Source organism: Nostoc sp. (genome assembly GCF_036917095.1).
In the GTDB taxonomy this organism is placed as follows: domain Bacteria; phylum Cyanobacteriota; class Cyanobacteriia; order Cyanobacteriales; family Nostocaceae; genus Nostoc.
In genome coordinates, this window is the sequence record NZ_JBALFH010000045.1 from 163,564 (window position 1) to 176,901 (window position 13,338).

The window sequence follows — 13,338 nt, forward strand, 5'->3', positions numbered from 1 at the left end:
ATTGTGGCTGGCTTGTGTAAAAGTCGGCTTCAAGATATGAGATATATATAACTTCGCAACTTGGTGCGTACTGATTCGAGGTCTTTTATGACTAATGATTGGAGAAAACAACTAGATACAGAACTTAAAGAATTAGCGATCGCAGCCCAACAAGACACACACCTAACCAAGGGAAAGCGGATAGCTTTAACACGGCTGATTAATACTATTTGGCAGTCAGGTAAGCTTGTTCATCCTTATAAAGGTCAATTTCAACTAGCTTATGAAGATATTTATGATGAGGCAGTACAAAATTTATTTTTCTATCTTTGTCAAGACAACAATATTAATAAGTATGACCCAGAACGCGGCGAAGTGATGACTTGGGTAAATATGCTATTAACTAAACGTTTCTTTCCAGAAGCTATCCCCAAAGTTATGGGTAAACAAAATGAAATAAATCTCGAAAGTTCTCACTGGGAAAATCTCCCCTCATCTCAACCTATGTCTTTATTTGAGCAAGTAAGAGAATGTATAGAAGCTGACCCAGAATTAATTTTTTGCCAGGAACATATCAAAGGTCATCCAGAGGCAAATTTTCAAGCTATAGCTAAAAGAAGATGTTCGGGTATTTCCTGGAAAGAGATTTCAGCAGAATGGGGCATTGGAATCACATCTTTACATACTTTCTACCAACGTTGTTTGAAAAAATTTGCTAATAAATTCCATGAATATTTATATATTTAAAATTTCATATAATCTAATTAGCTAGGCAAAAAATATGAGCAAAACCAGAGAACTTTTAAGATTTTCAGCCCCAATACCTGTAGATGGAAGGCATCGAGCGGAAGAGTTACGACGACAACAAGCCACGCAAGCAAAAGCCGAACAAGTTTATCTCAATACTCTATCTGTATCTTTCGTTAATTATTATCTACGTTGCATGGGATTTGAGACAGACTTGAATAAAAGTGACAGTTGGAATGTCATAGAACAGACACTAATGGATGTCGCTGATTTGTCACTAAAAAACTTGGGCTTGTTAGAATGTCGCCCAGTATTAGAAGATGCAGAATATATTTATGTGCCACCTGAAGTACAATCAAATCGGATTGGCTATGTAGCTGTGCAAATCAGCAAATCATTTAGAGAAGCAACACTGCTGGGATTTGTCAAGCAAGTACAAACTGATTTGTTCCCAATTAACGAATTGCAACCTTTAGACGATTTGTTGGAGTATTTAGAAGAACTTTCTCAATTCCAGCTTGCTGAAATAACTGATTATTCGCTTACCTCTAATCAGGAATTAGTGAAATTGAAGCAATGGTTGGAGAATATTTTTGAAGCTGGTTGGCAAGAGATTGAAACTCTTTTAGGCACTAAAAGTGTTAATCCAGCATGGAGTCTGAGAAGTGAAACAGGTGCTTTTCTTAGTAGGGGCAAGCTGATTGATTTAGGAAAAGTTTTGAGAGAACGAGCAGTAGTTTTAGTTGTTAGTCTGCCTCCAAACAATGAACAAGAGATGGACATTATCGTAGAAGTTCATCCGACAAGTGGACAAGATTATCTGCCGCCAAATCTTCATTTAATTGTGCTGGATTCTGAAGGAGCATCTGTAATGGAAGCCCAAACTAGAAGCAATAATAAGAATATTCAATTGGAGTTTAGTTGTGAGGTGGGAGAACGTTTCAGCATTAAACTTGTTTTGGGAGATATCAGCATTACAGAAAATTTTGCCATTTGTTAAGAACAACAGCAGGGGTGCTGCCAATGAGAAAGTTAGTTGTGCTGAAGCTAGATGGCGATTTGCATTTAGGCGTGCAAGTGACGCTGGAGATTGGGGAAGAGGGCAAACGCCCGACTACAGAAATGACTGGCAAGTTGCCCTCCAATCTAGATATGGCAACAGCAATTGACCAGTGGCAATCTATATATCGCAGCTTGTGGAAATTTACTCGCATCAAAGCCAAAAAAATTATTTACGATGGTTCTATCTCCCAGCGACGTAAGGAGTGCGATACAAAAGCTAGTGAGGTGCGGGAGCATTTAAATAACTGGTTGCTGTCAGAATCTTTTCGTCCCGTGCGGGAAAAATGGCTTAAACACCTGATGCCAGATGAAGAAGTGCGGGTGTTGATTCGCACTCATTGTTTGCAACTCAAGAAACTTCCTTGGCATTTGTGGGATTTGGTAGATCGGGATTACCTCAAAGCTGAAGTTGTTCTCAGCGTTCCAGAATCAGAACCAGTAACAGGTGCGTTGCAGACATCCTTATGGAGAAATAAAATTAGAATTTTGGCAATTTTAGGCGATAGTAACGGAATTGATGTGGAGCAAGACCGGCAGTTACTAGAGAAATTACCTGGTGCCGCGACAACTTTTTTAGTAGAACCTCAATATTCAGATATTGACGAGAAATTGTGGAAACAACCTTGGAATATTTTATTTTTTGCAGGTCATAGCAAGAGCGAGGGTGAAACTAGTTGTATCTATATTAATGAGACAGATAAATTAACAATTGATGAACTCAGACATGCCCTGAGAAATGCTGTTGCCAACGGTTTACAATTAGCGATTTTCAACTCCTGTGATGGATTAGGATTAGCGCGAGAACTGCAAGATTTACAGATTCCGCAAGTTATTGTCATGCGGGAACCAGTGCCAGATAAGGTAGCTCAAACATTTTTAAAGCATTTTCTAGAGGTTTTTTCATCAGGACAATCTATATATGCTGCGGTTCGTATTGCCAGACAAAGGCTCAAAGGAATAGAAAAGGAATATCCAGGTGCAAGTTGGTTGCCAGTAATTAGCGAACATCCTGCCGTAGTGCCAATAACTTGGTTAAAGTCTCGATGGTTTTTTAATACTCGCCGTCTCGGAAGTTTGTTACTTTTGAGTTTGCTGGTAACTGCTGGTGTATTAGGAATAAGACACCAAGGAGGATTGCAAACATGGGAGTTGCTCTCATACGATCGATTAATGCGATCGCGTCCACAAGAAAAGCAAGATTCGCGTCTATTAATAGTCACCGTCACCGAAGACGATCTTTACCTACCAGAGCAAAAGCAAAGAAGTGGATCGCTGTCAAATCTTGCACTGACGAAACTTTTGGACAAACTAACAAAGTTGCAACCCCGGAGTATTGGCTTGGATATTTATCGTGGCGATCCGGTACAACCGAACCAAGCTTCTTTAACTACTCGTTGGCAAACTGATGACAATTTCTTTGCAATTTGCAAAGTTAGCGATCGCACACAAAACTATCCCGGAGTTCCATCTCCAAAAGGAGTTCCACCAGAACGCCAAGGATTTAGTGATATTGTCCCAGACTCAGACAATGTTTTGCGTCGTCATTTATTAGCAATGCAACCAGCAGATCCAACATCCCCATGTACTGCAAATTACGCCCTTAACGCCCAACTAGCATTCCACTACTTAGAAAAAGAAGGAATTTCTGCTCAATACACCCCCCAAGGAGATTTGCAGCTAGGTAACGTTGTTTTTCAGCGGTTGCGATCGCCAAGTGTCTCCAAAGCAGAATCGCACATGGGAGGCTATCAACAAGCGGATACAGGGGGCTATCAAATATTGCTCAATTACCGCTCTTATCAAGGTTCTCCTTTAGAAATTGCTCCTAAAGTCACGCTTACAGATGTTCTTAAAGGTAAGGTTAACCCCGAACTAGTCAAAAACCGAATTGTTCTCATTGGGACTACTGCTCAAAGCTTCCGTGATTATATTCCTACCCCTTACATGAGCGAACAGGGTTCTTCTCAAGAAATACCAGGAGTGATTTTGCAAGCGCAAATGGTCAGTCAGTTGGTGAGTGCTGTTATGGATAGGCGACCTTTGATAAGAGTTTTGCCTGTTTGGGGTGAAGTGTTGTGGATTTCGGGTTGGTCTGTGGTTGGAGGTGCGTTCGCTGTTGCCGGATTGCAGATATTTCCTTGGCGCGATCGGTCGGGAGTATATATAGTACTCGCGGGAGGATGCGTCCTTGTAGTCTTATACGTTCTTTGCTTAATTCTATTTTACCAGGGCATTTGGGTTCCCCTAGTTCCCTCAGCCTTGGTTTTAGTCGTTACTGGCGGTACAGTGGCGATTTCCAATCCCAAATGGTATGAGGCATAAAAAGATGAAATTGTCTATGCAAAAGATTCAAATTTTCCTCGCCGTTAGTTTAACATTCCTTAGCTCTATACAAGTGCGAGCAGACCCTCAAAACCCCAAGGAACAATTAAATCAATCATTGATTTTTGCTGCACCGCCTCCACCTACAGACATCGGAGAACCAGGTAAGCGAACAGAAGCAGGTAGCCGTGGATGTAGTCAGGACACGAACAAGCCTCTGACTTCTTCTCAAAAGCGACTCACAGCCTTAGTACCTATTTATTCAAATCCAGAATTGGTTTTTGGAACAACGATCGCTGAGTATCCTAGTTTCTTATTTTATGTTCCTTATTCATCTGACTTTGCCTATGGAGAGTTTGTGCTGGAAGATGAAGCAGAAAATCAAGCTATTTACAAAATTTCTTTAACGGGGACACCTGGAGTAGTTAGCCTTCGTTTGCCCTCAAAAGCAGCGCCTCTGGAGATAGGTAAGCGGTATCGTTGGTACCTTAACGTTTACTGTAACAAGGACAATCAAATTATTGCTGATGTTGAAGGATATCTAAAACGGGAGCAACTCAACCCTGCTTTAAAAACTCAATTGGAAAAAGCGACACCAAGCCAGCGCGTAACCCTTTATAGAACTAATGGTATTTGGTATGACGCCTTGAGCGCTGCTAGCGAACTGCGCCGCACCAATTCGCAAGATACTTCTTGGAGGGCGCTGTTGCAAGCTGTTGGTTTGAATGATTTTGCAACTGAACCAAAAGTGGAGTGCTGTAACTTAGAAAACTAGTAGTGAAAGGCGATGCGATCGCATTGTCAGCCGAAACAATCGCATTGTTAGTCGATGCGATCGCATTGTCAGTCGATGCGATCGCATTGTCAGTCGATGCGATCGCATTGTTAGCCGGAACAATCGCATTGTTAGTCGCAACAATGGCATTGTTAGTCGAAACAATGGCATTGTTAGTCGATGCGATCGCATTGTTAGTCGGAACAATCGCATTGTCAGTCGATGCGATCGCATTGTTAGTCCGAACAATGGCATTGTCAGTCCGAACAATCGCATTGCAGTCCCAGTGAAGTCTCTAATATTAACTTGCTCTGCAAGATGCAGGCTTCAACCAAGGACTATGGGGCGTAATGGTGGGAAGATTTGCTGTCAAGACGACTTCCCCTTTTTTGTTTAGCGCCAAAGCAGTAGCTTCTATGATGGGTTTTGGTGCGGGGGTAGTTATTTTGCTGGGAACAAAGGGGCGATCGGGGTTATCATCGTTTGGATTGAGAGTCACCAAATCTACCTGCACTGTATCAGTGTTGAGAGCTTCACTTGGGTTAGGAGGCAAGCCGCCGCGTCCAGTGATTGTAAAACTGCTCTTAGCTAAATTTCCACCAGCTTGACACGTCTGTGCTACTTGGGTATCAACTGGTACGGTTGGCAGGTTGACTAAGCCACTGTTAGGGTCAATATCCGGCGTGTTAAGTTCTACAGTACCGTTTACACCAAATTCAGAACTAGCGGTGATATCCGAAAGAGAAGTTGGGTTAGAGCGGGGTTGAATGCCATAGATACCAATGGCTCGAATATCTACTCTCCCACCACTGCCTGTGTAAGCATTAGCAGTGATGTCGCTATTTTCGCTTGGGACAGCAACAATGAAGCCCGACGGGGCATCAATATTAATGTTGCCACCATTACCACCAGCTTTTTCTGTGCCTGCGGTGGTGGAAATGGAAGCGCCATGACGCAGAACCAGTAAATCAGTTTGTAAGTTGATGTCGCCACCGTTACCCGATGCAGATTCGGCGATAAATCTTCCAGAGTTGTCCAAACGAATTTGAGGTGAGATAACTTCAATGTTTCCGGCACTTCCTAAACTTTCAGAGCGAACAAACAAGCCGCTATCAGCATTAATATTATTTACACCTTTTGTACCAAAATCATTTGCAACTTTTATACCAAATTTTGCAACTCGATCAACATAAGTAGCATTACTGCCATTAACAATCACTTGGTCAGTAGCATTGACCGTAATCTTACCTGCTCTTCCATTACCAGAGGAAGTAGCAAGCAATTGTCCTCCATTGAGAACCTCAACTAGTTTTGCCCTCACCATAACACTGCCACCATCACCATTGTTAAAGGTTTGTGCATTTAACACCCCACCATCTAACGCGCGAAAGGCACTCGTATCCACGATGATATTGCCACCTTTGTCTGTAGAATTGGTAAATGTAAATAAAGCACTAGAGGAGCCGCTGATTGGACTAGTTCCAGAAACACTGACAAAATTTTTTGCGTTGATTTGAATGTTTCCTGCATCACCTTTTCCACTGGTATCAGCAAAAACTTGAGCACCATTGGTAAGAGAAAATTTGTCAGTGTTAATATGGACATTTCCTCCTTTTCCTTGTGCGTTATTATACACGCGGGTGGCAGCATAACTGTTGAAAGTGTAAAATTTACCGATGGTAACACCATCAAAAGAAACACTTTTTCTGGCATTAATAATCACGTTGCCTGAATCCCCTATCCCACCGGTACTGGCTTGCAGTTGAGCACCATTGGTGAGTGAGAGTTCATCTGTAGTAATGTATATACCGCCGCCGTTTCCTTTTCCCCCTCCTCCCACTCCACCAAAGGCAGCACTAGGGAATATGCCATCCCGAACTCCATCGAAATAAACACTCTTGCGGGCATCAATAATCACACTACCTCCATTCCCTTTTCCATCAGTAGTGGCATTTAGTTGAGCGCCATCGCTAAGGGACAATGTTGCCGCGTTGATATTGATGTCGCCACCTTTACCTACACCCCCTAATTCCACCTTGCTGAAGATGTAAGCGTTATCTGCAAGGGAAACAGCATCTTGTGCCCGTAGTGTCACATTCCCTGCATTCCCTTTTCCATCAGTAGCGGCAATAAGTTGAGCGCCATCAATTAGTGACAGAGTTGCCGCGTTGATGTCAATGTCGCCACCTTTACCTACACCCCCTGCTGACACCCTGCTGAAGATGTAAGCGTTATCTGCAAGGGAAACAGCATCTTTTGCACTCACTGTCACATTCCCCGCATTCCCTTGCCCAGATGTTGAGGCATCAAGTTGAGCGCGATCGCGTAATGAGAAGGAACCAGAATCGATATTAATGTTACCACCATTCCCAACTGTCTCCATTCCCACACTGCTGTTAATTTTACTGTTTCTTCCAGCAATATCAACAATGCCACTAACATTAACATTGACATTCCCTGCATTCCCTTTTCCATCAGTAGTGGCAATAAGTTGAGCGCCATCTTGTAACCAGAAGGAACCAGAATCGATAGTAATATTACCCCCATTGCTAACTGCACCTGTTCCCACATTGCTGCGAATCCCACTGCTAAAACCATTTTTCTTCCCAGCAATATCAACAATACCAATAACATTCACATTGACATTCCCCGCATCCCCCCGTCCTGCTGGCTGGGTAGTAGATGCACGACGAGTAGCGGTTAGCAGTTGAGCGCCATCAATTAGTGATAGTGTTGCAGCTAAGATGTCGATATTACCTCCCTTACCGACACCTCCCGCTTCTACCGTACTGAAGATACCAGCATTATTTGCAAGAGAAACAGCATCCCCTGCCCGTACTGTCACATTCCCCGCATTTCCTTGTCCAAATGTTGAGGCAGCAAGTTGAGCGCCATCTTGTAGTGAGAAAGAATCAGAATCGATAGTAATATTACCTCCCTTACCGGCACCTCCCGCTTCTACCGTACTGAAGATGCCAGCATTATTTGCAAGAGAAACAGCATCCCCTGCCCGTACTGTCACATTCCCCGCATTTCCTTGTCCATAAGTTAACGCTGAAAGTCGAGCGCCATTTTGTAACGAGAATTCACCAGAATCGATGGTAATGTTACCCCCATTACCAAGTGACCCCAAACGCACAAGATTACGAACTCTACTACCATCAGCAACTTTGATTGACCCGGTAGCATTAAGCGTAATATCTCCTGCAACAGTTTCAAATGTCCCCAAACGTCGCCCAATACCACCGCTTAAAATACTTCCTCCCAATATCTCTAGATTAGAGGCATTGACTGCAATATTACCGCCACCAGCGCCTTCTACATATATTGCAGCTTGATTGGTGAAGGATACCGAGGTTCGCGCAACATTAGAAGGAAATTTCAAACTGAGATTATCGCCATCTACACCCAGCGCTACACTACCAGGTTCGCCTAACCCTCCTAACTCAACTCGTCCACCAAAAGCATTTAATTGCCCCTCATCCATGCTGACATTACCACCCACCAGCAGCAAACTTTTTCCATCTGGTACTCGTAAACCAAATGCATTAAAGCCTGCCGGATCTGTTCCTGCAAATGCAACTGAGTTATTTTGAATCGCTGCGTTTTGATTAATCTGATTAAACAGTAATGCTGAAGGATTAATAGTCAACAACGGTGAAGGGATATTTTGATCAGTAGCGCTAAAAAATCCGATATTTCCAAATTGCAGTGCATTCGCTGTACTTGCTACAAACGAACCACCAACATTTAAGCTGGCATCTGCACCAAAAATAATTCCGTTAGGATTAATTAGAAACAAATTAGCTGTGCCATTAGCGCCAATTATCCCATCAATCTTAGAGACCGATCCACCCGTTACCCGACTGATAATATTCTGAATATCCGCAGCATTATTAAACAAAGCAGCGCCGTTAGTCGGGACAGAAAATTCCCGAAAGCTGTGGAACAAGTTGCCACCTGCTTGAGTTCCTCCTTCAATGATGCTGTTGTTCCCTTGTAATTTGACACTAGAGTTATTAGGCAAAGTGCCATCGGGGATAATTTCGGCAAAAGCGCAATTTGTACTCCAAATGCTTGAACCACATATTGCAATTCCTATTAACCAGCCCCAACTAATATTTATCTTGGACATTGTACCCCTCTAAGCAAACAGCGATCGCTATTTTGGTGATGTCACACCACTAATGTGGGTTTACAGTGGTTGCAGTCACCTCTAGATAACTCTCAGTTGCAATGCCGTTAGTTTTACACCAAACTTGCTATTTATTTACATAAATTTATACTTATCCAGATATAAAACTACAGCCAATTACCTAGCAAAACGTAGGGTGCCCAAAACCTGGGACGTTTGTACTTAGGATTTTGTAAAAGAGTCAGTTGGGCGCGACGCAGTGCTTCAGCTTTAGTCAAGTTTTTGTTAGCTAACTCCTGGTAAAATTCATTCATCAACACAGAGGTAGACTCATCATCTAAGTTCCACAGAGAAGCGATGGTACTGCGTGCTCCGGCTTGAAAAGCGACACCAGCAATTCCCAGCCCAGCCCGTTCGTCTCCAGCAGCAGTTTGACAGGCACTCAGTACAAGCAATTCAATAGCTTCAGGTCGGTTTTGCTCGATAGTTTGTACTAACTGATTAAACTGCTTGACATAAATACGGTCTTTCCAAGCGACTATAAATGTCTCCTCAGCTTTGGAGCTAAACTGACCATGAGTTGCAAGATGAACGACTGGGAAAGGTAGAGAATTAATTTGGTTTTGCAAAGCCAGTCTGGTAAATTCTTGATTGAGAAGTATACTGCTAGGTATCTGAGAGCGAATTTCTTCTAATTCACGCTTGACGTTGGGTAGTGCAGAAAATCCGGAACTTGGTTCGCTCAATCCTGCGGCTATTACCTTTAATTCTTTTTGTAATGGTTTGGGTTCAATCAGTTGCAGACCTGGGGTCAGGGCAATGCTATACTTCTCAATCAAATACTGTTTGCCATCATACAGAGCTGCCATCGGGATATTCCGCAACCACCCATCCAGCACAAATACTAAAGTAGGGGTTTTACTTTCAGCTAAAGCAGCTTCAGCAGGTTGAATCAGCCAGTTGTATACCTTTTGCGATAAAGACTGAACTTGTCGTAGTGTGTGAGGCTTTGTTATATTTTGCTGTAATTGTTTTAAAGTAGTTTGCACTTCATCTTTACTTACAGCAGTAGCATAGTGCAGCCAACGCTTTTGCGGTAACTGGAGAATTACCTCTAGTCGGTCTGGCAAAATAAATGGATAGATGACTGTAACACCCGTTTGGTCTTGTTTTTTAGTCTGAATCTGTGCATTTAAACAGGTGTTGCGAAAAAAGTTATCGAGTTCTGCGACTTGCAGCAATTCGATTGTTTCGCTTGCTTTTTCGATGTTTGCTGGATTTTGTTGGGAATTTTCCCCAGGTTGTAAAAGTAAATCTACTAATTCGCGGTATACAGGTTCGACTTCATCCCGAAAGGAAAACTTCACCTCTGGATTGACGGCAGCTAAATCATAACGGAGAGACTGGAGGCTATTGACTGCTTCATTGTAAGCTGCGATCGCACCTCCCATATCTCCCTTAGCTCTTAGCAAACGTCCTAGCTGCCATTGCCAGCGATAGCTAATATCTTTAGCATCAATAGCTTGAGCCATCACCAACGCTTGTTGAGTGAGGTTTTGAGCATCAGTCCACTGTTGAGTTTGTTCGTACAGCCCACCCAAAACACCAAGAGCATAAGATTCTGTGCGTCTATCTTGCAGGCTTCTGGCTTGCTCAATCGCAGGTGATATTAGTTGGGCAATATCCAACCATGAGGGATTATCTGTGGTGGTTTTTTTTCTAAATTGCGTTAGAGTTTGGGCAAAGTTGATACGCGCAGAGATTGCTGTGCGGCTGGGGGGTAAGTCGGCAAGCTGTGTTTGGATTTGGGAGGATAACGCTGGGAACGTATCAAATTTATCGGTTTCCACCATTAGTCTGAGTTGATTAACTTCAGCTTGAATGCGGGTAGTTGGTGAATTGGCAGTTGTGGCAGCTTTTCGGTAAAACTCCATAGCTGCTGGCACATCTTGTTGGGCACGGGCGGTGTTGCCTAAACTTAGTAAAATATCACCTATTGCTTGCTTCGCTGGCAACGATGAAGCTATTTCTAAACTTTGCTGCAATATCTGCCGAGATGTTTCTAAATCACCTGTGACTTGCACGACATTACCTAGACTACGCAACCCTGCGACTTTCAAAGGCGAGTTAGGTTGATTTTGCAGTATTGTATTAGTTTCCTTTAAACTTTTTTCAGCTTGACGATAAAACCCCAAAGCTTGCAAAGCTTGCGCTTGGTTAATGCGGTTACGAATAACCGCTTTATTATCTCCTATTTTTTTGTAGATATCACCTGAGAGTTGCCAAGTATTTAAGGCATCTTCAGCTTTGTTTTGAGCTAATTGCAAGCGTCCTTTAATATCTAAAACTTGGGCGAGAATTTGTGAGGAATCTTTGCTATCTATATTTTGTGAGGTTTGTAATAAGTTGAGACTTTGAGCGATCGCATTTTCTGCTTCACTCCAACTTCCAAGTTGCTGATAAGCTAATGATAAATCGCCCAGCGTCATCGCTTGTCGTAGTTCATCTCCATTGGCTTTGAATCCAGAGATAGCCTGCTGCCATACTTTAACAGCCTCAGCAAACTGTTCGGCTTCATAGAATTTTCTCCCCTGTTCGTACCAGTTTTGAGCATCGGGCAAGCTTTGAACGCTAGAGTTTTCCGAAGTTATCTGTGCGAAAGTAGGCGGCAATAAAAGAGCACCTAAGAATATAGCCAAAAGCAGCAGTATACTTAAAAACCGTTTGAGTTTCCGTAATCTAGATTTTTTTGTCACCATCTTTTGCCTCACTTGCACTGCATCTTGACTGAAAATAGACAGTGTAAGTTGCTATATCAACCTCCCTGGTGTTGATTTAAGGCAGGGCAATCGGCTGTCTTTTGCCAGGAAGAATGAGGTGTGATGGGGGCAGAGCTAGTGAGAATTATATCGCCATTAGCAAAGGGTAAGGGATTTAAAACCTTTCCCCCTGCCCCTTTATCTCGCAAAGTTGTCTTGAGCGCAAGTACCCAAGCGGCAAGTCGAAGAATTAGCGCAAACAAGTACAGGTAACTTTGACCAGTTTTATAAATACCAACAAGCACAATTAAAGCAATTAGAACAGACCAAAGAAATCATCGTCAACGCCTTGAGTTCTGACTGTGCTTGAGTTCTCAACCCCTTAAATACTGATTAGACAGCCGAGGCTCTGTCTGCAAAGACGATTTTATAAAGAAATTTTAAGAAATTAACATCCTTCAGAAAAGGAAAGAATTAATGCTGAAGTAATCCTCAAAAGTTCAGAATCATAGATTTTGTAGTTTACAGACACGCCCTAGTGTTAGGAGGTAATTATGGCATCAGGAATGATGATCGAAGGCAAATGGACAACCGATGAGAATAAATCAGATAAGGGCAGTAAGTTCAATGAGACACCGACAACGTTTCGCGATCGCGTAACCGCCGATGGTTCTAGCGGGTTTAAGGCAGAAGCAGGACGCTATCACCTCTACGTTTCCTTATCGTGTCCGTGGGCGCATCGCACCTTAATTATGCGAGAACTTAAAGGTTTGAATGATGCAATTTCTGTCTCTATTGTCGATCCGATTATGAGCGACAAGGGATGGATGTTTAGTGAAGCACCGGGAGCTATTCCTGACTGGGTGAATCACACTCAATACTTGCAAGATATTTATCTGAAAGCCGATCCAAAATACACAGGACGAGTTACTGTTCCAGTGTTGTGGGATAAGCAAACTCAAACAATCATCAATAACGAATCTCGCGAAATCATGCGGATGTTTGACGTAGAGTTTGGGGAATTTGCAACACAAAAAATAGACTTATACCCACGCGATCTACAAGAGAAAATCGATCGAACGATCGATGCAATTTATCTGCCAATCAATGCTGGTGTATATCGCTCTGGTTTTGCCAGAGAGCAAGTAGCCTACGAAAATGCGGTAAGTGAACTTTTTGAGAGTTTAGATCGTTGGGAAACCGTTCTGAGCAAGCAGCGCTATTTATGTGGCGATCAACTCACTGAAGCCGATATTTGTATGTTTGTAACTCTGTATCGCTTCGACTCAGTATATTACGGTCACTTTAAGTGCAATTTGCGGCGAATTATCGACTATCCAAATCTCTGGAATTATCTACTAGACCTATATCAGTATCCTGAGTTCAAAGCGACTTGCAATCTAGACTATACTAAGCGCAGCTATTACATGAGTATGACTGATATTAATCCAAATGGAATTGTGCCGAAGGGGCCGATTGTTGATTTTGACCAACCGCACGATCGCGATTGCTTCGCTAAGACTCCCGTTGCGATCGCAACTTATTCGCAACCATAGCAT

Annotated in this window: 9 protein-coding genes; 6 read left to right on the forward strand and 3 right to left on the reverse strand. The window is 42.8% G+C overall.

The features are described 5' to 3' along the window. Positions 1 to 87: 87 nt before the first annotated feature. The 5 genes from V7L01_RS28975 (at position 88) to V7L01_RS28995 (ending at position 5,282) form a co-directional block, all read left to right on the forward strand. A complete protein-coding gene (locus V7L01_RS28975; protein WP_335041030.1) occupies positions 88 to 726 on the forward strand; it encodes a sigma-70 family RNA polymerase sigma factor in 639 nt (212 codons plus the stop codon). Between the two features lie 34 nt (positions 727 to 760). Next, positions 761 to 1,726: a DUF1822 family protein gene (locus tag V7L01_RS28980; protein ID WP_335041032.1), complete on the forward strand. Its 966-nt coding sequence runs from the start codon at positions 761 to 763 to the stop codon at positions 1,724 to 1,726. A 23-nt stretch (positions 1,727 to 1,749) separates the two neighbouring features. Further along, positions 1,750 to 4,110: a CHASE2 domain-containing protein gene (locus tag V7L01_RS28985; protein ID WP_335041034.1), complete on the forward strand. Its 2,361-nt coding sequence runs from the start codon at positions 1,750 to 1,752 to the stop codon at positions 4,108 to 4,110. 16 nt (positions 4,111 to 4,126) lie between these two features. Beyond that, positions 4,127 to 4,885: a DUF928 domain-containing protein gene (locus tag V7L01_RS28990; RefSeq protein WP_335041036.1), complete on the forward strand. Its 759-nt coding sequence runs from the start codon at positions 4,127 to 4,129 to the stop codon at positions 4,883 to 4,885. Positions 4,886 to 4,970: 85 nt separating this feature from the next. Then, positions 4,971 to 5,282 carry a hypothetical protein gene (locus V7L01_RS28995; RefSeq protein WP_442937037.1) on the forward strand — a complete coding sequence of 104 codons (312 nt, stop codon included), beginning with the start codon at positions 4,971 to 4,973 and terminating at the stop codon, positions 5,280 to 5,282. Here the strand turns inward: V7L01_RS28995 and V7L01_RS29000 are convergent. From V7L01_RS29000 to V7L01_RS29010, 3 genes are all read right to left on the reverse strand, one after another. Beyond that, positions 5,187 to 9,020: a two-partner secretion domain-containing protein gene (locus tag V7L01_RS29000; RefSeq protein WP_335041040.1), complete on the reverse strand. Its 3,834-nt coding sequence runs from the start codon at positions 9,018 to 9,020 to the stop codon at positions 5,187 to 5,189. The two genes, V7L01_RS28995 and V7L01_RS29000, sit on opposite strands and share 96 nt — an antisense overlap. A 167-nt stretch (positions 9,021 to 9,187) precedes the next feature. Further along, positions 9,188 to 11,779 carry a CHAT domain-containing protein gene (locus tag V7L01_RS29005; protein WP_335041042.1) on the reverse strand — a complete coding sequence of 864 codons (2,592 nt, stop codon included), beginning with the start codon at positions 11,777 to 11,779 and terminating at the stop codon, positions 9,188 to 9,190. A 56-nt stretch (positions 11,780 to 11,835) separates the two neighbouring features. Continuing rightward, positions 11,836 to 12,084: a hypothetical protein gene (locus V7L01_RS29010; RefSeq protein ID WP_335041044.1), complete on the reverse strand. Its 249-nt coding sequence runs from the start codon at positions 12,082 to 12,084 to the stop codon at positions 11,836 to 11,838. 249 nt (positions 12,085 to 12,333) lie between these two features. Here V7L01_RS29010 and V7L01_RS29015 point away from each other — a divergent pair, with 249 nt between their 5' ends. After that, positions 12,334 to 13,335: a glutathione S-transferase family protein gene (locus V7L01_RS29015; protein ID WP_335041047.1), complete on the forward strand. Its 1,002-nt coding sequence runs from the start codon at positions 12,334 to 12,336 to the stop codon at positions 13,333 to 13,335. Positions 13,336 to 13,338: the final 3 nt, after the last annotated feature.

What these genes read in the sequence shown, in the direction of transcription:
- V7L01_RS29005 (WP_335041042.1), bottom strand. Translation starts at nt 11,779, where the DNA reads ATGGTGACAAAAAAATCTAGATTACGGAAACTCAAACGGTTTTTAAGT.
- V7L01_RS28990 (WP_335041036.1), top strand. Translation starts at nt 4,127, where the DNA reads ATGCAAAAGATTCAAATTTTCCTCGCCGTTAGTTTAACATTCCTTAGC.
- V7L01_RS29015 (WP_335041047.1), top strand. Translation starts at nt 12,334, where the DNA reads ATGGCATCAGGAATGATGATCGAAGGCAAATGGACAACCGATGAGAAT.
- V7L01_RS28980 (WP_335041032.1), top strand. Translation starts at nt 761, where the DNA reads ATGAGCAAAACCAGAGAACTTTTAAGATTTTCAGCCCCAATACCTGTA.
- V7L01_RS29000 (WP_335041040.1), bottom strand. Translation starts at nt 9,020, where the DNA reads ATGTCCAAGATAAATATTAGTTGGGGCTGGTTAATAGGAATTGCAATA.
- V7L01_RS28975 (WP_335041030.1), top strand. Translation starts at nt 88, where the DNA reads ATGACTAATGATTGGAGAAAACAACTAGATACAGAACTTAAAGAATTA.
- V7L01_RS28985 (WP_335041034.1), top strand. Translation starts at nt 1,750, where the DNA reads ATGAGAAAGTTAGTTGTGCTGAAGCTAGATGGCGATTTGCATTTAGGC.